General features: G+C 66.0%; 20 protein-coding genes. 17 read left to right on the top strand and 3 right to left on the bottom strand.

The window, feature by feature from the left end:
* Positions 1-7: 7 nt before the first annotated feature.
* A complete protein-coding gene (locus HOP52_RS02695) occupies positions 8-1,783 on the bottom strand; it encodes a chloride channel protein (RefSeq protein ID WP_238975726.1) in 1,776 nt (591 codons plus the stop codon).
* A gap of 139 nt (positions 1,784-1,922) precedes the next feature.
* Here HOP52_RS02695 and argC point away from each other — a divergent pair, with 139 nt between their 5' ends.
* The 16 genes from argC to mgtE all read left to right on the top strand — a co-directional run bounded on the left by argC (position 1,923) and on the right by mgtE (position 17,297).
* On the top strand, positions 1,923-2,957 hold the full coding sequence (gene argC / locus HOP52_RS02690; protein ID WP_238975725.1) for an N-acetyl-gamma-glutamyl-phosphate reductase: 1,035 nt from the start codon (positions 1,923-1,925) through the stop codon (positions 2,955-2,957).
* A gap of 148 nt (positions 2,958-3,105) precedes the next feature.
* On the top strand, positions 3,106-3,459 hold the full coding sequence (gene erpA / locus HOP52_RS02685) for an iron-sulfur cluster insertion protein ErpA (RefSeq protein ID WP_238975724.1): 354 nt from the start codon (positions 3,106-3,108) through the stop codon (positions 3,457-3,459).
* A gap of 733 nt (positions 3,460-4,192) precedes the next feature.
* Positions 4,193-6,088 carry a tRNA uridine-5-carboxymethylaminomethyl(34) synthesis enzyme MnmG gene (gene mnmG / locus HOP52_RS02680; RefSeq protein WP_238975723.1) on the top strand — a complete coding sequence of 632 codons (1,896 nt, stop codon included), beginning with the start codon at positions 4,193-4,195 and terminating at the stop codon, positions 6,086-6,088.
* Positions 6,085-6,750, top strand: a complete 666-nt coding sequence (gene rsmG, locus HOP52_RS02675) for a 16S rRNA (guanine(527)-N(7))-methyltransferase RsmG (RefSeq protein ID WP_238975722.1) — start codon at positions 6,085-6,087, stop codon at positions 6,748-6,750. The genes mnmG and rsmG overlap by 4 nt, the downstream gene beginning before the upstream one ends.
* 40 nt (positions 6,751-6,790) lie before the next feature.
* Positions 6,791-7,561 (top strand): ParA family protein, encoded by a 771-nt coding sequence (locus HOP52_RS02670; protein WP_238975721.1) that lies wholly within the window; start codon positions 6,791-6,793, stop codon positions 7,559-7,561.
* Positions 7,562-7,614: 53 nt separating this feature from the next.
* A complete protein-coding gene (locus HOP52_RS02665) occupies positions 7,615-8,538 on the top strand; it encodes a ParB/RepB/Spo0J family partition protein (RefSeq protein WP_238975720.1) in 924 nt (307 codons plus the stop codon).
* A 197-nt stretch (positions 8,539-8,735) separates the two neighbouring features.
* Positions 8,736-9,140: an ATP synthase subunit I gene (locus tag HOP52_RS02660; protein WP_238975718.1), complete on the top strand. Its 405-nt coding sequence runs from the start codon at positions 8,736-8,738 to the stop codon at positions 9,138-9,140.
* Positions 9,141-9,149: 9 nt separating this feature from the next.
* Positions 9,150-9,977, top strand: coding sequence for a F0F1 ATP synthase subunit A (atpB, locus tag HOP52_RS02655; RefSeq protein WP_238975716.1), 828 nt, complete (start codon positions 9,150-9,152; stop codon positions 9,975-9,977).
* A 68-nt stretch (positions 9,978-10,045) separates the two neighbouring features.
* Positions 10,046-10,273: a F0F1 ATP synthase subunit C gene (gene atpE, locus HOP52_RS02650; protein ID WP_195861500.1), complete on the top strand. Its 228-nt coding sequence runs from the start codon at positions 10,046-10,048 to the stop codon at positions 10,271-10,273.
* A gap of 75 nt (positions 10,274-10,348) precedes the next feature.
* Positions 10,349-10,819 carry a F0F1 ATP synthase subunit B gene (locus HOP52_RS02645; RefSeq protein WP_238975714.1) on the top strand — a complete coding sequence of 157 codons (471 nt, stop codon included), beginning with the start codon at positions 10,349-10,351 and terminating at the stop codon, positions 10,817-10,819.
* A gap of 12 nt (positions 10,820-10,831) precedes the next feature.
* A complete protein-coding gene (locus tag HOP52_RS02640; protein WP_238975711.1) occupies positions 10,832-11,368 on the top strand; it encodes a F0F1 ATP synthase subunit delta in 537 nt (178 codons plus the stop codon).
* A 16-nt stretch (positions 11,369-11,384) separates the two neighbouring features.
* Positions 11,385-12,929 (top strand): F0F1 ATP synthase subunit alpha, encoded by a 1,545-nt coding sequence (atpA, locus tag HOP52_RS02635; protein ID WP_238975709.1) that lies wholly within the window; start codon positions 11,385-11,387, stop codon positions 12,927-12,929.
* 70 nt (positions 12,930-12,999) lie between these two features.
* A complete protein-coding gene (gene atpG / locus HOP52_RS02630; RefSeq protein ID WP_238975707.1) occupies positions 13,000-13,881 on the top strand; it encodes a F0F1 ATP synthase subunit gamma in 882 nt (293 codons plus the stop codon).
* A 65-nt stretch (positions 13,882-13,946) separates the two neighbouring features.
* Positions 13,947-15,323 carry a F0F1 ATP synthase subunit beta gene (gene atpD / locus HOP52_RS02625; RefSeq protein WP_238975705.1) on the top strand — a complete coding sequence of 459 codons (1,377 nt, stop codon included), beginning with the start codon at positions 13,947-13,949 and terminating at the stop codon, positions 15,321-15,323.
* 25 nt (positions 15,324-15,348) lie between these two features.
* Positions 15,349-15,777, top strand: a complete 429-nt coding sequence (locus HOP52_RS02620; protein WP_238975703.1) for a F0F1 ATP synthase subunit epsilon — start codon at positions 15,349-15,351, stop codon at positions 15,775-15,777.
* Positions 15,778-15,917: 140 nt separating this feature from the next.
* Entirely contained in the window at positions 15,918-17,297 is a 1,380-nt protein-coding gene (mgtE, locus tag HOP52_RS02615) for a magnesium transporter (protein WP_238975701.1), read from the top strand.
* 95 nt (positions 17,298-17,392) lie between these two features.
* Here the strand turns inward: mgtE and HOP52_RS02610 are convergent, their stop codons facing one another.
* Both HOP52_RS02610 and HOP52_RS02605 read right to left on the bottom strand, forming a co-directional pair.
* The gene (locus HOP52_RS02610; RefSeq protein WP_238975699.1) at positions 17,393-17,539 is read right to left on the bottom strand and encodes a hypothetical protein; all 147 of its coding nucleotides are present in this window, start codon (positions 17,537-17,539) and stop codon (positions 17,393-17,395) included.
* 71 nt (positions 17,540-17,610) lie between these two features.
* Complete coding sequence (locus HOP52_RS02605) at positions 17,611-18,807, bottom strand: cation diffusion facilitator family transporter (RefSeq protein ID WP_238975697.1); 1,197 nt, start codon at positions 18,805-18,807, stop codon at positions 17,611-17,613.
* A 245-nt stretch (positions 18,808-19,052) separates the two neighbouring features.
* Here HOP52_RS02605 and HOP52_RS02600 point away from each other — a divergent pair, with 245 nt between their 5' ends.
* Positions 19,053-19,865 (top strand): undecaprenyl-diphosphate phosphatase, encoded by an 813-nt coding sequence (locus HOP52_RS02600; protein ID WP_238975696.1) that lies wholly within the window; start codon positions 19,053-19,055, stop codon positions 19,863-19,865.
* The last annotated feature ends 10 nt before the right edge of the window (positions 19,866-19,875 follow it).

Genomic DNA, 19,875 nt, shown 5'->3' with positions numbered 1-19,875 from the left:
CAGTCCTTTAGGCGGGTGGGGAAGCGTTGAGGCGGTAGTAGCGCTCGATGGCATCGCGAGTGATGATACCGGAAATGCGCTTGTGCTTCGGCCGATGGCCGTGCTCCACGTAGAGCGCATCCACCGCCTGGTCGTTGAGCCGCTCGAAGGCCTCCGAGAGCGTCGCCTGAAGGTGAATCGGCGCCATCTCCAGGCGCTGGCCGGGAATCTCCAGCAGGTCGATCAGCCCGCCCTCCCCCTTGGCCTGCTCGACGATCTGCTCGTTCATCAGCGCCCGCGCCAGGTCCGCCGCCTTCAGCGCCAGGGTCGGCTTGTCGTCGGTGGAGCGCATGATCAGCACCCAGACCGGCTTGGCCTCGAGCAGGGCGCGGGCCTGGTCGTGAGTCACCATGCGCGGCGTACGCACCAGGCTACGCTCCATCACCGCCGGCACCGAGACCCGAGACAGCGCCTGCATCAGCGGCTGCTGCAGCGGATGCAGACCGTTGCGGGTAACGCTGATGAAGAAACCGTCGCAGCGGCACAGCTGGCGCGAGGTCAGCCCGGAGATCACCACCGCCAGCATCCCCGGCAAGATAATCTGGGGGTTGTGGGTCAGCTCCAGCAGCGCCATCAGCGCCGCCAGGGGCGCCTGCAGCACCGCCCCCATCATCGCCGCCATGCCCAACATGGCATAGAACCCCGGTTCGGCGGTCAGGTGCGGCGACAGCCAGGCCCCGGCCAGCCCCGCCAGAGCACCGGCCGCGGCGCCCACCACCAGCACCGGGCCGATGATGCCGATGGGAATGCCGCTGGCCACGGTGATGGCGGTGAGCAGCAGCTTGGCCACCACCAGCGCCAGCAGCACGTCCACTGCCAGCTCACCGCTCAGCGAGGCGGCCAGGCTGTCGTAGCCGATCCCCTGCACCTCGGGATACCACCAGGCCACCACGGCGGTGGCCAGCCCCACCGCACCCAGGCGCAGCCACACCGGCCAGTGGTCGACCCGGTGGCCGCTGCGGGAGACATGGATGAATAGCCCCGCCAGCAGGCCGATGAACAGCGCCGTGACCACGATCCAGGGCAAGTGAGTCAGCGAGCCCAGGCTGACGCTGGGCACCTGGAAGGCCGGTTCGGAGCCGTACACCAGCATGGCCACCAGGGCGCCCATGGTCGAGGCCAGGATCACCGGCATGAAGCCGGCGATGGTGTACTCCATCATCACCACCTCCATGGCGAAGATGACCCCGGCGATCGGCGTATTGAAGGAGGCGGAGATTCCCGCCGCGGTGCCGCAGGCGACCAGCACCCGCAGGCTGTTGTGGGGCAGGCGCAGGTGCTGCCCCAGGCCGCTGGCCGCCGCGGCCCCCAGGTGGATGGCGGGCCCCTCGCGACCCGCCGAGAGCCCGCCGATCACCGAGACCACGCCGACCCACCACTGATTGAGCCAGTTGCGCAGGGGAAAGCGCCCCTGGTGGTAGGTGAGCCGCTCGATCACATGGCCCACGCCGAGCTTGCGGGCCGCCGGCGGCTGGCGCCACAGGAAGACCCCGATGATGGTCACCGCGGCCAGCGGCAGGGCGGCGCGCAGCAGCGGCGAGAGCCCCTCGAAGGCTTCCGGGTCGCCGTCGGGCATGAAAGTGAAGGCACCGAGTTCCAGCAGCAGACGGAACCCGACCATCAGCGCGCCTGTCAACAGCCCAGACACGACCCCGAGCACACACAGCTGTGGCAGGGCATCCACGTTGGCGAGCTGGCGGCGAAAACCTTCCAGGCTCGAGTCGAAGCGTGGGAGTCGCGGCACGGCGGTCTTCCTGTGGCCTGTAGGGTGGGCGGTCGAGTCGTCGCCCTCTCTCTTGTGTATCATAACCCCAGGGCGTCGTCCCAGTATCGGGGCACCCAGCCGCTTCAGGCCACTGTCCATCAATAAAGAGGAGTCCATCGTGATCAAGGTCGGAATCGTCGGCGGCACCGGCTATACCGGGGTCGAACTGCTCAGGCTGCTGGCCCAGCACCCCGAAGTGGAGGTAGACGCCATCACCTCGCGCTCCGAGGCGGGCATGCGGGTGAGCGACATGTACCCCAACCTGCGCGGCCACTACGACGAGCTGGCTTTCAGCGAGCCCGACGCCGAGCGCCTGGGCGCCTGCGATGCGGTGTTCTTCGCCACCCCCCACGGCGTGGCCCACGCCCTGGCCGGCGAACTGCTGGCCAAGGGCACCCGGGTCATCGACCTCTCGGCGGACTTCCGGCTGCGCGACACCGAGGAGTGGGCCCACTGGTACGGCCAGCCCCACGGCGCCCCTCAGCTGCTCGACGACGCCGTCTACGGCCTGCCGGAGGTCAATCGCGATGCCATTCGCCAGGCCCGGCTGATCGCCGTGCCCGGCTGCTACCCCACCGCCGTGCAGCTCGGCCTGCTGCCGCTGCTCGAGGCCGGGCTGATCGATGCCGACCACGTCATCGCCGACTGCAAGTCGGGCGTCACCGGCGCCGGCCGCGGCGCCAAGGTGCCCTCGCTGATGGCCGAGGCCAGCGAATCGATGAAGGCCTACGGCGCCTCCGGCCACCGCCACCTGCCGGAGATCCGCCAGGGCCTGACCGAAGCCGCCGGCCGCCCGGTGGGGCTGACCTTCGTGCCTCACCTGACGCCGATGATCCGCGGCATCCACGCCACCCTCTACGGCCGTCTGACCGCCGAGCCCGGCGACCTCCAGGCGCTGTTCGAGACGCGCTTCGCCAGTGAGCCCTTCGTCGACGTCATGCCCGCCGGCAGCCACCCGGAGACCCGCAGCGTCAAGGGCGCCAACCTCTGCCGGCTGGCGGTGCACCGGCCGGGCAACGGTGACACCGTGGTGGTGCTGGCGGTGATCGACAACCTGGTCAAGGGCGCCTCCGGCCAGGCCATCCACAACCTGAACCTGATGTTCGGCTTCGATGAACGGGCCGGCCTGGCCGCCCCGGCGCTGATGCCCTGATCTCACACCCCCAGGGCTATCGCAGTTACGAAAAGCGAGGAATGCAAGCTATCTGTGATAGCCCTCCCCCCAGCAAAAGTTGACCCCTTTGCTGGGGATTGGGGATAATGGCCGGTCGAATTTCCCATTTCCCCCAAGGGAGCTCTCCATGAGCGGTGCCGAATCCTTTGTTCCCACTCCCCTGCTGCTGTCCGACAGCGCACGCAAGCGGCTCCAGTCGCTGATCGAGGAAGAGGGCAACAGCCAGCTCAAGCTGCGGGTCTATGTGACCGGCGGGGGCTGCTCCGGCTTTCAGTACGGCTTCGACTTTGCCGAGGACGTGGGCGACGACGACGCCCTGATCGAGTTCGGCGAGGTGGCGCTGGTCATCGATGAGCTCTCCTACCAGTATCTGGTCGGCTCCACCGTGGACTACGAGGAGGGGCTGGCCGGCGCTCGCTTCCTGGTCCAGAACCCCAACGCCACCACTACCTGTGGCTGCGGCGCCTCCTTCATGGTCTAAGCCTTGGTTCATGGTCTAAGCCCAGGCGTTGACCGCCGCCGGTTCCCCCACCTGAGCGTGCTCGACAACGTGACCCTTGCCCCCATGCAGGTACGCGGCTGGAGCCGCGATTGATGCTCTTCGACGACGACCGGACGCGCAGCTTCCTCTCCCGGGTGCTCAAGCACTGAGTCATCCGAGAACGTTGCCAACCGGCTCTCACCTCCCGCCTGATCCTGCCAAAAAACGGCCCTGTCGCTTGCGACAGGGCCGTTTTTTGGCCTGTGGACAAGATTTTTCCCTAGCCCCCTCCAATCGGCCGCCAGGCCCCGCCGCTGGCGGCTTGGATCAAAATGCGCGCGGTTGTTCACAGCCACGGTAACAAGCCCGGTACCCAACGGTGGACAAGCGGTGTCCAACTGGCGCTGTGGACAAGCAGCGCTTTTGCCCACAGGCTCACCACCGCTCGTCCGCAGCCAGTCAGCCCTTTTCCACGGTTTTTGGCAACAAGCCATCTTGTTGATAGATTTGCGGGATATCCACTTATCCACGGGTTTTGTCCACACCAGTAGTTACAACCACAGCAGAACTTCTCTTTATATATATTCTGTTTTTACTTAGTGAGACGACGGTTCGGCTCGGAGGCGATCCCGGGTGTGGAAAACCCTGACGATTACCCACAGGAGGTTTATACTGCCGGGCTGATTTCATTCCCTGACTGGAAGACGGCGCCGCGGCGCCAACGAGGTGCACCTTGGATTACCCCGACCGCTTTGACGTCATCGTCATCGGCGGCGGCCATGCGGGAACCGAAGCCGCCCTGGCCTCCGCCCGCATGGGCTGTCAGACCCTGCTGCTGACCCACAACATCGAGACCCTCGGTCAAATGTCCTGCAATCCCGCCATCGGCGGGATCGGCAAGAGTCATCTGGTCAAGGAGATCGATGCGCTGGGTGGCGCCATGGGACTGGCCACCGACCTGGGCGGTATCCAGTTCCGCATGCTCAATGCCCGCAAGGGCCCGGCGGTTCGAGCGACGCGTGCCCAGGCCGATCGGGTCCGCTACAAGGCGGCGATTCGGGGGATGCTGGAAAACCAGCCCAACCTGACGCTCTTCCAGCAGGCCGCCGGCGACCTGATCGTCGACGGCGACAGCGTGCGCGGGGTGGTCACCGAGACCGGCATCCGTTTCCTCGGCGAGACCGTGGTGCTGTGCACCGGCACCTTCCTCGGCGGGGTGATCCATATCGGCCTCGACCAGAGTCGCGGTGGACGCGCCGGGGACCCGTCCTCCAATGCCCTGGCCGAGCGGCTGCGCGCCCTGCCGTTTCGCGTCGACCGGCTCAAGACCGGTACGCCGCCGCGGCTCGACGCCAAGAGCGTGGACTTCTCGGTGCTCGAGGAGCAGCCCGGCGACAGCCCGACGCCGGTGATGTCGTTTCTGGGCCGCCGCGAGATGCATCCCCGTCAGGTGAGCTGCCATATCGCCCATACCAACGCCCAGACCCATGAGTTGATCCTGGCCAACCTGGACCGTTCGCCCATGTATTCCGGGGTGATCGAGGGCGTGGGGCCGCGCTACTGCCCCTCCATCGAGGACAAGGTGCACCGCTTCGCCGACAAGGCGAGCCACCAGGTGTTCATCGAGCCGGAAGGCCTGGACACCCATGAGCTCTACCCCAACGGCATCTCCACCTCGCTGCCCTTCGATGTGCAGCTGCAGGTGGTGCGCTCGATCCAGGGCCTGGAAAACGCCCATATCACCCGGCCGGGCTACGCCATCGAGTACGACTTCTTCGATCCCCGGGATCTCAAGCACTCGCTGGAAACCAAATTTATCCACAACCTGTTCTTCGCCGGCCAGATCAACGGCACCACCGGCTACGAGGAGGCCGGCGCCCAGGGACTGCTGGCCGGGCTCAACGCTGCCCGCCGCGCCCAGGGCCTGGACGCCTGGTATCCGCACCGCGACCAAGCCTACCTGGGGGTGATGGTCGACGACCTGATCACCCTGGGCACCCGGGAGCCCTACCGGATGTTCACCTCCCGGGCCGAGTACCGCCTGCTGCTGCGGGAGGACAACGCCGACCTGCGACTCACCGAGTCCGGCCGCGAGCTGGGCCTGGTGGACGATGTGCGCTGGGCGGCGTTTAGCGCTCGCCGCGAGGCCATCGAGCGCGAGAGTGCGCGGCTCAAGGCCAGCTGGGTGCAGCCCGGCACGCCCGCCGCCGAGGCGGTGGCGGCCAAGACCGGCAAGGCGCTCGCCCGGGAGTACAGCCTGATGGATCTGCTCAAGCGCCCCGAGCTCGGCTACCCCGACGTGGCCGGCCTCGTCGGCGAGCCCGTCGACGATGAGTCGGTGGCCGAACAGGTGCAGATCCAGGCCAAGTACCAGGGTTACATCGACCGCCAGCAGGAGGAGATCGACCGGCTCAAGCGCCACGAGGCCACGCCGCTGCCCGCCGATCTCGACTACGCCAAGGTCGAGGGGCTCTCCCATGAAATTCGCCAGAAGCTCAGTGAGACGCGACCGGAAACCCTGGCCCAGGCCTCGCGGATTTCCGGCGTCACCCCGGCGGCAGTCTCCATCCTGTTGATTCATCTCAAGAAGCGTCGACTGCTCGATGACAGCCGGGTGGCCAACGGATGAGCGATGCCGTTTCACTCCGCCTTGCCGAGCGCCTCGACCAGGGGCTCGACGCCCTGTCCATCGTTGTCGAGGCGCCTCAGCGTGAGCGGCTGCTGGCCCTGCTGGCCTTGTTGCACAAGTGGAATCGCGCCTATAACCTCACCGCGGTACGCTCACCCGATGAGATGGTCGCCAGGCACCTGCTCGACAGTGCCGCCGTGCTGCCCTTCGTCGGCGACGAGCCGCTGCTCGACGTGGGCGCCGGGCCGGGGTTGCCGGGGCTGGTGCTGGCCATTCTCAGACCCGAGCTCGCCGTGACCCTGCTCGACAGCAATGGCAAGAAGGTGCGCTTCCAGCGCCAAGCGGTGATGGAGCTCGAGCTCGCCAACGTCACCCCGGTGCAGGCGCGCGTCGAGGCCTTCGCACCGCCCGGCGACGGCTACGGCCAGGTGATCTCGCGGGCCTTCGCGAACCTCGGCGACTTCGTGCGGCTGACCGCCCATCTGCCCGCGCCGGGCGGGCGCTGGCTGGCGATGAAGGGGCCGGGTGCCGATGACGAGCTCGCCGGCCTCCCCGAGGAGGTCGCGGTGAGCGAACGCCATGTCCTGTCGGTGCCCTTCACCGAAGGGCGGCGTCAGCTGCTGATTGTCGAGCGTCGAGGTTCCACCCACGGTCGCCCCTGAGGCGCCGTCACCAGGGAAGTGCGGAATGAGGGAGTCGCCCGTGACCAAGATTATCGCCGTGACCAACCAGAAGGGTGGCGTGGGCAAGACCACCACCGCCGTCAACCTGGCGGCCAGTCTGGCGGCGCTGGATCGTCGCGTGCTGCTGGTCGATCTGGACCCCCAGGGCCATGCCACCATGGGCAGCGGTATCGACAAGTACGAGCTGGACGGCAGCGTGCTGGATCTCCTGCTCGGCGAGAAAACCGCCCCCGCGGTGATTCTCGACTGCCCGGCGGCCGGCTATGCGCTGGTGCCCGGCAACGGTGACCTGACCGCCGCCGAGGTCGAGCTGCTCGATCGCCAAGAGGGCCGCGAGCGCTGCCTGGTGGATGCCCTCGAGGCGGTGGCCGGCGAGTACGACGTGGTGCTGATCGACTGCCCGCCGTCGCTCAACATGCTCACCGTCAACGCCCTGACCGCCGCCGACGGCGTGCTGATTCCGCTGCAGTGCGAGTTCTACGCCCTGGAGGGGCTCTCGGCGCTGCTCGATACCGTGGAGCAGATCAAGGACAGCGTGAATTCGTCGCTGGCCATCTACGGCATCCTGCGCACCATGTTCGACAGTCGCAACAGCCTCACCCGCGACGTCAGCAAGCAGCTGCGCGACTACTTCGGCGAGGCGCTGCTCAAGACCACGATTCCGCGCAACGTGCGGGTCGCCGAGGCGCCCAGCCACGGGCTGCCGGTGACCAAGTACGCGCGCTTCTCGCGGGGCAGCCAGGCCCACCGGGTACTGGCCAAGGAGCTGATCCGCCGGCTGTCACTGTGAGCGGCGCCTCGGCGAAGCCTGGTAACACACCTTGCTGTGATGAGGGAAAGTCGATGACGCGTAAACGCGCCCTGGGCCGTGGCCTGGATGCCCTGATCGGTGCCAATGCCCGGCGCCGCGAAAGCCTCGAACTGCCTGAGATCGAAGCCCCGCCCCCCGGGGCGGACGAGGCCGCCATGGCGCCGGCGGCCGCGGTCGCCGAGGAGCGTCTGGAGCGCCTGCCGCTGGGCCAGCTGTCCCGCGGCAAGTACCAGCCGCGCCGCGATATCCAGCCCGAGGCCCTCGAGGAGCTGGCCGACTCGATCCGCGCCCAGGGCGTGATGCAGCCCATCGTGGTCAGGCCCATCGGCGAGGCGCGCTATGAGATCATCGCCGGGGAGCGCCGCTGGCGCGCCGCCCAGCTGGCCGAGCTCGACACCATTCCGGCGGTCATCCGGGAAGTCACTGACGAAGTCGCCCTGGCCCTGGCACTGATCGAGAACATCCAGCGCGAGAACCTCAACCCGGTGGAAGAGGCGCTGGCGCTCAAGCGGCTGATCGACGAATTCGAACTCACCCAGCAGCAGGTGGCCGACGCCGTGGGACGCTCCCGGGCGCAGGTCACCAACCTGCTGCGACTGCTGGCGCTGGACCCGGAGGTCCAGACCCTGCTCGAGCGCGGTGATCTGGACATGGGCCATGCCCGCGCCCTGCTGGCGCTTTCCGGTCCCAAGCAGCGGCGGGCCGCCCACGAGGTGGTCAACCAGGACCTCACCGTTCGCCAGACCGAGGCGCTGGTCAAGCGCCTCGCGGCGGGGGGGCCGAAGAGGGCCGAGAAGGCGCCGGCGAGCCCCGACGTGACCCGCCTGGAGACCCGCCTGGGAGAGCTGCTCGGGGCCCCGGTATCGATCCAGCACGGCCGCGGCGGCAAGGGGCGGCTGACGATCCGCTATACCAGCCTGGATGAGCTGGACGGCATCCTCGAACGCATCCGCTAATCATGCGTGGCCCGAAGTGAATGTCGACAATCCCTGCACCTTTGGTCGCAAGTGGCAGGTTTCGCGAGCAAAAGGCCTGTTGTCTGGTTGAAGGGCCTACCCCGCTTCCCTATAATCCGCCGTTGTTTGCCTGAGTGTCACGCTCGGCTCAGCCGGCACCCAAACCCTGCTTCGGCGGGGCAGGAAATGTCGACAGGATGCACAGACACGCTGCCATGAGGCGCCGGCGCCCGGACTTCACCCGACTGTTCCTGGCACAGGGTCTCGCCACCTTGAGCGTGGCGTTGCTGGCCACCCTGCGCCACGGCCTGGAGGGCGCAATGTCGGCGCTGCTGGGCGGACTGGTCAGCCTGCTGCCGACGCTCTATTTCGTCTGGCGAGGCCTCAGGACCCGCGGCGCAAAACGGCCCCGGGTCAGCGTGATGAACCTGTACCAGGCAGCAATGGGCAAGTTCGGTTTGACGGTGGCGCTGTTCGTGGTGGTGTTCGTGACAGTGCCCCCCTCAAACCCCGCTTTTTTCTTTGTCGCCTATGTGGCGGCCCAACTCATGCACTGGCTGACACCCTGGCTTATGCGTGACCGGCCGACCCCACGAACCTGAGGAAGCAGTATGGCAGCAGATAATGAGATGTCCGCCATCTATTACATACAGCACCACCTCCAGAACCTGACCTTCGGCAGGCACCCGGAAAACGGCTGGTCGCTGGCCTCCACCTCTGCCGAAGCCACCGAGATGGGGTTCTGGGCGATCCACCTCGACACCATGGGCTGGTCCATCGCCATGGGCGTGCTGTTTTTGGGGGTCTTCCGCAAGGCCGGCCGGATGGCCACCACCGGCGTGCCGGGGATGCTGCAGAACGGCGTGGAGATGGTCATCGAGTTCATCGAGAACCTGACCCGCTCCACCTTCCACGGCAAGAACGCCAACATCGCCCCGCTGGCGCTGACGCTGTTCATGTGGATTCTGCTGATGAACACCCTGAAGATCCTGCCGGTCGACTACTTCCCGGAGCTCTTCGGTCGCCTGGGCTTCGAGTACATGAAGATCGTGCCCACCACCGACGTCAACGCCACCCTGGGCATGGCCTTCGGTGTGTTCTGCCTGATCGTCTTCTATAGCTGCAAGGTCAAGGGCGTGGGCGGCTTCGCCAAGGAGCTGTCACTGACCCCCTTCAACCACTGGTCGCTGATTCCCTTCAACCTGGTTCTCGAGGTGGTTGGCCTGATCGTGAAGCCAATCAGCCTTGGTCTGCGTCTCTTCGGCAACATGTTTGCCGGCGAGGTGATCTTCATCCTGATCGCGCTGCTGCCGTTCTGGGCGATCTGGCTGCTGGATGTGCCGTGGGCGATCTTCCACATCCTGGTGGTATCGCTGCAGGCGTTCATCTTCACGACCCTGTCGATCGTGTACCTGAGCGCCGCTCACGAGCACCACTGATTGAGCAACGCTTGCACGTCAACCAACCCCTAACCCCTTAACCCAAACTCACTATCAGGAGCACTACCATGGAAATCGTCTACATTGCTGCGGCCATCATCATCAGCGTCAGCGCCCTGGCCACCGGTCTCGGTTTCGCCCTGCTCGGCGGCAAGCTGCTCGAGTCCACCGCACGCCAGCCGGAGCTGGGCGACCAGCTGCAGACCCGCACCTTCATCATGGCCGGCCTGCTCGACGCCGTGCCGATGATCGGTGTCGGTATCGCGATGTACCTGATCTTCGTCGTCGCCGGTTAACGACAGCACCGAGCGCCACGGCGCTCGGTTTGCTTCTATACCCGGTCGCCACGAACCAGTCAGAGGTACATACCCGTGAATATCAATTTGACGCTTATCGGGCAGACGATCGCCTTTGCGATCTTTGTCTGGTTCTGCATCAAGTACGTGTGGCCGCCGATCAGCTCTGCGCTCCACGCGCGCCAGAAGAAGATCGCCGATGGCCTCGACGCGGCCAGCCGCGCGTCCCGCGACCTCGAGCTCGCTCAAGAGCAGGCGGCTCAGACCCTGCGTGAAAGCAAGGAGCAGGCGTCGCAGATCCTCGAGCAGGCCCACAAGCGCTCGAGCCAGATGATCGAGGAAGCCCGCGAGCAGGCCCGCGCCGAAGGCGAGCGCCTGGTAGCCGGCGCCCGCGCCGAGATCGATCAGGAAATCCATCGCGCCAAGGAAGAGCTTCGCGCCCAGGTGGCCACGCTGGCCATCACCGGTGCCGAGCGCGTCCTGGAAGCCTCCGTCGACGAGAAGGCACACCGCAAGCTGCTCGACAAGCTTGCCGCCGAACTGTGAAGGAGGTGACCCATGGCGGAAACATCTACCGTCGCACGCCCCTACGCCAAGGCCGCATTTGAGTTCGCGCGTGACCAGAAGGCGTTCGACGCCTGGTCAGAGCTGCTGCTCAAGCTGGGCCAGGTCGTCGCGGAGCGTGATGCGCAGAAACTGATCGCGAGCCCCAAGCTGGCCGGCGACCGCAAGGTCGAGATGGTCATCGAGCTGGCCGACGTCAAGGTCGATGAGGCCGGACGTCGCTTCCTCGATACCCTGGCCGACAAGGGGCGCCTCACGGCCCTGGGCGCCATCGCCGAGCAGTTCGAACGGCTGCGCGCCGACTACGAGAAGCGCGTCGACGTCACCGTGCTTTCGGCCTACGAGCTCGACGACAAGCAGCAGCAGAAGCTCGCCGGTGCACTCAAGAAGCGCCTGAATCGCGAAATCTCCATTACCACTCAGGTGGATCCGAAGCTTATCGGAGGCGTCATCCTGCGCGCCGGCGACACCGTCATCGACGGGTCGGTGCGCGGTCGACTGAACCGCCTCTCCGAAGCCCTTACCGCCTGAGTTTGAGGGACATGGCATGCAGCAACTGAATCCTTCCGAGATCAGCGACATCATCAAGCAGCGTATCGAGAAGCTTGACGTCGCATCCGAAGCCCGCAATCAGGGCACCATCGTCAGCGTCTCCGACGGCATCGTGAAGATCCACGGCCTCGAGGACGCGATGTTCGGTGAAATGATCGAATTCCCCGGCAGCATCTACGGCATGGTGCTCAACCTGGAGCGCGACTCCGTGGGCGCCGTGGTACTGGGCGACTACCTGCAGCTGGAAGAGGGCATGACCGCCAGCTGTACCGGTCGCATCCTCGAGGTGCCGGTGGGCCCCGAACTGGTCGGCCGCGTGGTCGACCCGCTGGGCACGCCGATCGACGGCAAGGGCGACATCGACGCCAAGATGACCGACGCGGTGGAAAAGGTCGCCCCGGGCGTCATCACCCGTCAGTCGGTGGACGAGCCGATTCAGACCGGTCTCAAGTCGATCGACGCCATGGTGCCGATCGGCCGTGGTCAGCGTGAGCTGATCATCGGCGACCGCCAGATCGGTAAGTCGGCCATCGCCGTCGACGCCATCATCAACCAGAAGGGCAAGGGCGTCACCTGTATCTACGTGGCCATCGGTCAGAAGCAGTCGACCATTGCCAACGTGGTACGCAAGCTCGAAGAGCACGGCGCCATGGAGCACACCATCGTGGTCGCCGCCGGCGCCGCCGACCCGGCCCCGATGCAGTTCCTGGCCCCCTACGCCGGCTGCACCATGGGCGAGTACTTCCGCGACCGTGGCCAGGACGCCCTGATCGTCTATGACGATCTGACCAAGCAGGCCTGGGCCTACCGTCAGGTCTCCCTGCTGCTGCGCCGTCCGCCGGGCCGTGAAGCCTACCCGGGTGATGTCTTCTATCTCCACTCGCGCCTGCTCGAGCGTGCCGCTCGCGTCAATGTCGAGTACGTCGAGAAGTTCACCAACGGCGAAGTGACCGGCAAGACCGGCTCGCTGACCGCGCTGCCGATCATCGAGACCCAGGGCGGCGACGTCTCGGCCTTCGTTCCGACCAACGTGATCTCGATCACCGACGGTCAGATCTTCCTCGAGACCGACCTGTTTAACGCGGGCGTCCGTCCGGCCATCAACGCTGGTCTGTCGGTCTCGCGGGTGGGCGGCTCGGCCCAGACCAAGATCATCAAGAAGCTGGGTGGCGGTGTGCGTCTGGCACTCGCCCAGTATCGCGAGCTGGCGGCCTTCTCGCAGTTCGCCTCCGATCTGGACGAAGCGACCCGCAAGCAGCTGGAGCACGGTCAGCGCGTCACCGAGCTGATGAAGCAGAAGCAGTACTCGCCGCTCTCCGTGGCCGAGATGGGGGTGTCCCTGTACGCCGCCAACGAAGGCTTCCTGGACGACGTCGACGTCAGCAAGGTGCTGGACTTCGAGCGTGCCCTGCACGACTACATGAAGTCCGAACATGCCGAGCTGCTAGATCAGATCAACCAGACCGGCGACTACAGCAAAGAGATCCAGGAAGGCTTGAAGTCGGGTCTCGAGAAGTTCAAGGCCACTCAGAGCTGGTAAATGCCGCCGGCCCACCCGTGACGGGTGGGCCCTGGACATCTTCTGAGGGTCAAGAACGAGGTAGATCGCTATGGCAGCTGCAAAAGAGATACGCACCCAGATCGGGAGCATCAAGAATACGCAGAAGATCACCAGCGCCATGGAAATGGTCGCTGCGTCGAAAATGCGTAAGGCACAAGATCTGATGAGGGCCAGCCAGCCCTACGCCCGGCAGATCCGCAACGTCGTGAGCCATATTGCCGACGCCAACCCCGAGTACAAGCACGATTACATGATCGAGCGCGACGCGAAGCGGGTCGGCTACATCGTGGTCTCCACCGACCGCGGCCTGTGCGGCGGCCTGAACGTCAACCTGTTCAAGGCCGTGCTCAGGGATGCCAAGGCGTGGCGCGACAAGGGGGCAGAGCTCGATTTCTGCGCCCTGGGCAGCAAGGCCAGCGGCTTCTTCAAGAGCTACGGGGGCAACCTGGTGGCGGCGAAGAGCGGCCTGGGCGAGTCGCCCGAGGTCGAGGATCTGATCGGTAGCGTCAAGGTCATGCTGGATGCGTATGACGAGGGGCGCCTGGATCGGCTGTTCGTGGTGTACAACGAGTTCGTCAACACCATGACGCAAAAGCCGGTGGTCAGGCAGATATTGCCCCTGTCTCCCGATATGGGAGCGGATGCGGATCACGATGAAAACAAGCGTCCCGGTAGCTGGGACTACCTGTATGAGCCGGATGCCAAGGCGCTGCTCGATAGTCTGCTGGTTCGTTTCATCGAATCGCAGGTCTATCAGTCGGTGGTCGAGAATGGCGCCTGCGAACAGGCCGCGCGAATGATCGCCATGAAGAGCGCCACTGACAACGCCGGCGGTCTGATCGACGACCTGGAGATGGTGTACAACAAGGCCCGTCAGGCCGCCATCACCCAGGAAATCTCCGAGATCGTCGGTGGCGCCGCCGCCGTATAGCGCCAGGGGAGGGGCTGCCCTCCCGGCATGCAGGTTTCATTATCAGGTATTTGAGAGGAACCAAGATGAGCGGACGTATCGTACAAATCATCGGCGCGGTGATTGACGTAGAGTTTCCGCGGGACGATGTTCCCAAGGTCTACGACGCGCTGAAGGTCTCGAATGTCGAGACCGTGCTCGAAACCCAGCAGCAGCTGGGCGACGGCGTGGTGCGCACCATCGCCATGGGCTCCACCGAGGGCCTCAAGCGCGGCATGGAGGTCGCCAACACCGGTGCCGCCATCTCCGTGCCCGTTGGCAAGGAGACACTGGGTCGCATCATGAACGTGCTCGGCGAGCCGATCGATGAAGCGGGTGAGATCGGTGAGCAGGAGCGCATGCCGATCCACCGCAAGCCCCCGACCTATGCCGAGCAGGCCGCTTCCAACGAGCTGCTCGAGACCGGCATCAAGGTCATCGACCTGGTCTGTCCGTTCGCCAAGGGCGGTAAGGTCGGCCTGTTCGGCGGCGCCGGCGTGGGTAAGACGGTCAACATGATGGAGCTGATCCGCAACATCGCCACCGAGCACAGCGGTTACTCGGTGTTTGCCGGTGTCGGTGAGCGTACCCGTGAGGGTAACGACTTCTTCCACGAGATGACCGAATCCAACGTTATCGACAAGGTATCGCTGGTCTACGGTCAGATGAACGAGCCGCCGGGCAACCGTCTGCGCGTGGCCCTGACCGGTCTTACCATCGCCGAGAAGTTCCGCGATGAAGGCCGCGACGTGCTGCTGTTCGTCGACAACATCTACCGCTACACCCTGGCCGGTACCGAGGTATCCGCACTGCTGGGCCGTATGCCCTCCGCGGTAGGCTACCAGCCGACCCTGGCCGAGGAGATGGGCGTTCTGCAGGAGCGTATCACCTCCACCAAGACCGGCTCGATCACCTCCGTACAGGCCGTCTACGTGCCCGCGGATGACTTGACCGACCCGTCGCCGGCGACCACCTTCTCGCACCTGGACGCCACCGTGGTACTGGCGCGCTCCATCGCCGAGCTGGGTATCTATCCGGCCATCGACCCGCTGGACTCCACCTCGCGTCAGCTCGATCCGCTGGTTGTCGGCGAAGAGCACTACGACACCGCCCGCGGCGTGCAGAACGTGCTGCAGCGCTACAAGGAGCTCAAGGACATCATCGCGATCCTGGGCATGGACGAGCTGTCCGACGAGGACAAGCTGGCCGTGTCCCGGGCGCGTAAGATCCAGCGCTTCCTGTCGCAGCCGTTCTTCGTCGCCGAGGTGTTCACCGGGGCCCCGGGCAAGTACGTGTCGCTGAAGGACACCATCCGTGGCTTCCAGGGCATCCTCGCCGGTGAGTACGACGAGCTGCCGGAGCAGGCCTTCTACATGGTGGGCAGCATTGACGAGGCCGTCGAGAAAGCCAACCAGATGAAGTAAGGCCGTCCACCAGGGGGACTTCGCTATGGCGAACAGCTTCAAGTGCAACATCGTCAGCGCCGAAGAGGCGATCTTCTCGGGTGAAATCGAGCAGCTCGTCGCGTCCGGCATGCTGGGCGACCTGGGCATTCTGCCCGGGCACGCCCCGCTGCTGACCGAGCTTCAGCCAGGTCCGATTCGGGTGATCCACGACGGCGGCGCGGAAGAGAACTTCTACGTCTCCGGCGGCTTTTTGGAAGTGCAGCCGGACGTGGTCACCATCCTCGCCGATGCGGCGTCTCGGGCCGGTGACCTCGACGAGGCCGCCGCCGAGGAAGCCCGTCAGCACGCGCTGAAGGCCTTCAACGAGAAGTCTGCGGAGCTGGATTACAGCCGCGCCGCGGCCGAACTCGCTGAAGCCGTGGCTCAGCTGCGGACCATCCAGCAGCTGCGCAAGAAAGCCGGCAAGGGCTGATTTCGGTCCACTGCCGTTTATAGCGCCCCTCGAACAGTGTTCGGGGGGCGCTTTTGGTTCTGTTATGATGATTGCCAAGATGTCGCAGCCGGCCGAGGCTGGCCGGCATATCCCACTTGCAGAGGCGTCAGGAGGATGCCATGTCCTTGAATGAAACCCTGACCGAACAGAAAGACGCCCTGGTGTCTGCGCTCAAGGCGGAGGATGGCGACCAGCTCGATAGCCTGCTGCCGGAGATGCGCGCGGCGGATATCGCCGAGATACTCGAGCATATCGCCGAGGAGGAGGAGGACCGCCAGAAGGTCTTCGCCCTGCTGGACCAGCTGCCTATCGAGCGGCGCGCCCATATCATCGGCTACCTGCCGGACGATCTGCAGGAAGCGCTGGCCCAGGAGATGGGCGACGATACGCTGCTCTCGGTGCTGGAGGAGATGAGCGCTGACGAACGCGCCGATCTCTTCAACCTTCTCGGCGAAGACCGCCGCGAGACGCTGCTGCGGCGCATGGCGCGCCAGGAGCGCGAGGACCTCAAGCGCCTGGCCAGCTACGAGGAGGGCACCGCCGGGGCGATCATGACCTCGGACTACGTGGCGATCCCCAGCGGCATGACGGTCTCCCAGGCGATGATGCGGGTGCGCCAGACGGCCCCGGACGCCGAGACCGTCTATCAGCTCTATATCATCGAGCCCGACGGCAAGCTGGCCGGCACCCTGTCGCTGCGCCAGCTGATGGTGGCCAGGCCCGGTGCCCAGGTCGACGACCTGATGATCAAGGACGTGATCAGCGTGCCGGTGGACGAAGAGCAGGAGGAGGTTGCCCGGCTGATCGCCCGCTACGATACCTTGGCCGTGCCCGTCATCGATGCCGAGGAGCGGCTGGTGGGCATCGTGACCCACGACGATGCCATGGACGTGGCCGAGGAAGAGGCCACCGAGGACATGCACAAGGGTGTGTCGGTGGGTAAGCTGGAGGGTGGGCTGCGCAGCGCCAGCCTGTTCGACCTCTACCGCAAGCGCATCGTCTGGCTGGTGCTGCTGGTATTCGCCAACATCTTCTCCGGCGCCGGCATCGCCTACTTCGAGGAGACCATCGAGGCCTATATCGCCCTGGTGTTCTTCCTGCCGTTGCTGGTCGACTCCGGCGGTAACGCCGGCTCCCAGGCCGCCACCCTGATGGTGCGCGGCATGGCCACCGGCGACGTGCGCAGCCGTGACTGGGCCAAGCTGCTGGGCCGCGAGGTGTTCGTCGCCCTGGGGCTGGGCCTGACCATGGCGCTGGCCGTTTCGGTGGTGGGGGTGTTCCGCGCCGGCACCGAGATCGCCCTGGTGGTCGCCATGAGCATGGTGCTGATCGTGATCGTCGGCAGCCTGATCGGCATGATCCTGCCATTTATTCTCAACCGTTTGGGCTGGGACCCGGCCACCGCCTCGGCGCCGCTGGTGACCTCCATCGCCGACGCCTCGGGGGTGCTGATCTACTTCGCCCTGGCCACGGCCGTGCTCGGCTTGCCGGGTGTCTAGCCGGCAGGCGATGTAAACAAGGAACGGCGCCTGCAGGGCGCCGTTCGGCTTTTGGGCTGCGCGTCCAGGCGTACGCTGATGGCCGTGAGCCTGGGTCAGCTGTCGGCGGGGCGGCGGTCGGGAATCTCACTTCTGTCGCGGGTAAGAAAGGAGCGAATCGCCACGAACAGGATCACGCTCAGCAGCAGTGAGAAGGGAATGGCGATCAGGGAAACGGCGGGCACAATCATCTCGGCGGCCACGGGAACTCCAAGGCTGGGTTAGACGCAGGGGAGCCTCTATCTTTCGGGAAGGGTGACGCTCTGTCAACGCTTCAGCGCAGCAGCTTGACCACCTCGACATCGCCCAGCCAGGAGAGCTCGCCGGCCTGTTCGGCCAGGCGCTCGGCCAGGTCCGCCTCGAGCGGGGGGCCGGCGCGGTCGTCGAGATAGACCACCACGCTGATTCGCTCGTCGAGGTAGTGCAGCCGGATGTCGCGGATCTGCGGCCAGCAGGGCAGCGACGACCAGCGCGCCGCCAGCGCCTGTTCGACCTCGGGGCGCAGCGGCAGGCCCGGGAAACGGCTGGGATCGCCTTCCCCTTCGTCATCCTCCGGGTCGATATGGAAAGTGACATCGCTCAGGGCGGGGTAGCTGCGGCGCAGCCGCCGGCTCACCTCGTTGCCGATCTCGTGGGCTTCCGAGACGCTGATTCGTGGCGCTACCACCACGTGGAGGTCGACCATGGCGTGTCCGGCCGACTGGCGGGTGCGCAGGTCGTGAACGCCACGCACGCCGGGGACGCTGCAGGCCATCTCGTGCATCTGCTGCTGGGCATCCTCGGGCAGGGCGGTGTCGACCAGCTCCCGGGCCGACTCCCACAGCAGGTCCCAGCCCACCTTGCCCACCAGCAGGCCGACGATCACCGCGGCCACGGCATCCAGCCAGCCGACGCCGAACTGGGCGCCGACCAGCGCCACCAGGACCACCGCGGTGGAGAGCACGTCCGAGCGCGAGTGCCAGGCGTTGGCCTCGAGCAGTTTCGAGCGCACGCGCTTGGCGATGCGCATGGTGTAGTGAAACAGCGCCTCCTTGGCGAGCAGGGCGGCGAGTGCCAGCAGCATGGCCCAGATCCCCGGGGCCGCGATATGGGTGCCCGCGAACAGCCGCTGCAGGCTCGACCAGGCGATGGCCCCGGCCACGAAGATCAGCACGCTGCCCAGCAGCAGGGTGGCCAGGGTCTCGATGCGGCCGTGGCCGTAGTGGTGGTCGTGATCGGGCCCCTGTCGCCCGTAGTGGGTGGCGGCCAGCACGAAGCCGTCGGTGATCAGGTCGGAGAAGGAGTGGATGCCGTCGGCCACCAGCGCCGCCGAGCCCACCAGGGCGCCGACGATGACCTTGGCGAAGCCCAGCACCCCGTCCAACCAAGCGGCGATATAGGTGGCGCGCTTGGCCTCGCGGGTGTCGCGGGCCTGCTGCTGATGGCGGTCGTGCCCGGCATCGTGGTGCCGGGTCGGGGCTTGGGCGGTCATGGCATCCACTGTCGCTTGCTCTGCGGGGATTCTCGCACTTCCTCCCGAGCTGGTGAAGATGCCCAGACCTGTTGAAGACGTCCTGTCGGTTGAAAGAGACAGCGCCAAACGAAGGGGGGGGGCGCGCCGAGGCGGCGTGGCGGACAAGCGGCGATGAGGCGTGTATCCTCTGCGCGTTACGCCGCCCCGGGCCCTTCGGGCCGCTGCCGGCGGGGCCTTGCTCGCAACTGCTATGGGATCGCCATATGGATTGGCTTCAGGTCGTCGTGCTCTCCATCGTTCAGGGGCTGACCGAATTTCTGCCGATCTCCAGCTCGGCCCACCTGATTCTGGTGCCGGTACTCACCGACTGGGAGGATCAAGGGCTCGCCTTCGACGTGGCGCTGCACCTGGGCAGCCTGACCGCGGTGGTGCTCTATTTCCGCCATGAGCTGGCGCGCATGAGCGCCAGCTGGGTTGGCTCCTTGCGGTCGGGGGCCTGGCGCAGGGGCGGCGGCGACCCCGATGCGCGGTTGGCCTGGTGGGTGCTGCTGGCCACCCTGCCGGTGTGCGTGATCGGCTTCACCTTTCGCGACCAGGTGGCGCTGGGCATGCGCTCGCCGGTGCTGATCGGGGTGAGCCTGATCGGCTTCGGCCTGCTCTTGGGCTATGCCGACTGGCGCCGGCGCGGCGGCAAGAGTGAATACCAGTTGGGCCTGAAGGAGGTCCTGATCATCGGTGGCGCCCAGGCGCTGGCGCTGATTCCTGGCACCTCGCGCTCGGGGATCACCATCACCGCGGCGCTGCTGCTGGGCATGACCCGGGAGGGGGCCGCACGCTTCTCCTTTCTGCTGTCGATCCCGGTGATCGCCCTGGCCGGTGGTCTGGAGGTGACCGGCCTGATTCGCGACCCGCGCCCCATCGATCTGCCGGCGCTGACGGTGGGCACACTGCTGGCGGGCCTCAGCGCCTACCTGTGCATCCACTACTTCCTGGTCGCCATCAAGCGGATCGGGATGCAGCCTTTCGTGGTCTACCGCATCGTGCTCGGCCTGTGGCTGCTGTGGGTGTTCTGGTAGCCATACTCGC

It is taken from the genome of Billgrantia campisalis, assembly GCF_022341425.1.
Lineage (GTDB): Bacteria > Pseudomonadota > Gammaproteobacteria > Pseudomonadales > Halomonadaceae > Halomonas > Halomonas campisalis.
This window is presented reverse-complemented; position numbering and strand designations above follow the sequence as displayed.

What these genes read in the sequence shown, in the direction of transcription:
- erpA (WP_238975724.1), top strand. Translation starts at nt 3,106, where the DNA reads ATGAGCGGTGCCGAATCCTTTGTTCCCACTCCCCTGCTGCTGTCCGAC.
- rsmG (WP_238975722.1), top strand. Translation starts at nt 6,085, where the DNA reads ATGAGCGATGCCGTTTCACTCCGCCTTGCCGAGCGCCTCGACCAGGGG.
- HOP52_RS02665 (WP_238975720.1), top strand. Translation starts at nt 7,615, where the DNA reads ATGACGCGTAAACGCGCCCTGGGCCGTGGCCTGGATGCCCTGATCGGT.
- HOP52_RS02660 (WP_238975718.1), top strand. Translation starts at nt 8,736, where the DNA reads ATGCACAGACACGCTGCCATGAGGCGCCGGCGCCCGGACTTCACCCGA.
- atpB (WP_238975716.1), top strand. Translation starts at nt 9,150, where the DNA reads ATGGCAGCAGATAATGAGATGTCCGCCATCTATTACATACAGCACCAC.
- atpE (WP_195861500.1), top strand. Translation starts at nt 10,046, where the DNA reads ATGGAAATCGTCTACATTGCTGCGGCCATCATCATCAGCGTCAGCGCC.
- HOP52_RS02640 (WP_238975711.1), top strand. Translation starts at nt 10,832, where the DNA reads ATGGCGGAAACATCTACCGTCGCACGCCCCTACGCCAAGGCCGCATTT.
- atpA (WP_238975709.1), top strand. Translation starts at nt 11,385, where the DNA reads ATGCAGCAACTGAATCCTTCCGAGATCAGCGACATCATCAAGCAGCGT.
- atpG (WP_238975707.1), top strand. Translation starts at nt 13,000, where the DNA reads ATGGCAGCTGCAAAAGAGATACGCACCCAGATCGGGAGCATCAAGAAT.
- atpD (WP_238975705.1), top strand. Translation starts at nt 13,947, where the DNA reads ATGAGCGGACGTATCGTACAAATCATCGGCGCGGTGATTGACGTAGAG.
- HOP52_RS02620 (WP_238975703.1), top strand. Translation starts at nt 15,349, where the DNA reads ATGGCGAACAGCTTCAAGTGCAACATCGTCAGCGCCGAAGAGGCGATC.
- mgtE (WP_238975701.1), top strand. Translation starts at nt 15,918, where the DNA reads ATGTCCTTGAATGAAACCCTGACCGAACAGAAAGACGCCCTGGTGTCT.
- HOP52_RS02605 (WP_238975697.1), bottom strand. Translation starts at nt 18,807, where the DNA reads ATGACCGCCCAAGCCCCGACCCGGCACCACGATGCCGGGCACGACCGC.
- HOP52_RS02600 (WP_238975696.1), top strand. Translation starts at nt 19,053, where the DNA reads ATGGATTGGCTTCAGGTCGTCGTGCTCTCCATCGTTCAGGGGCTGACC.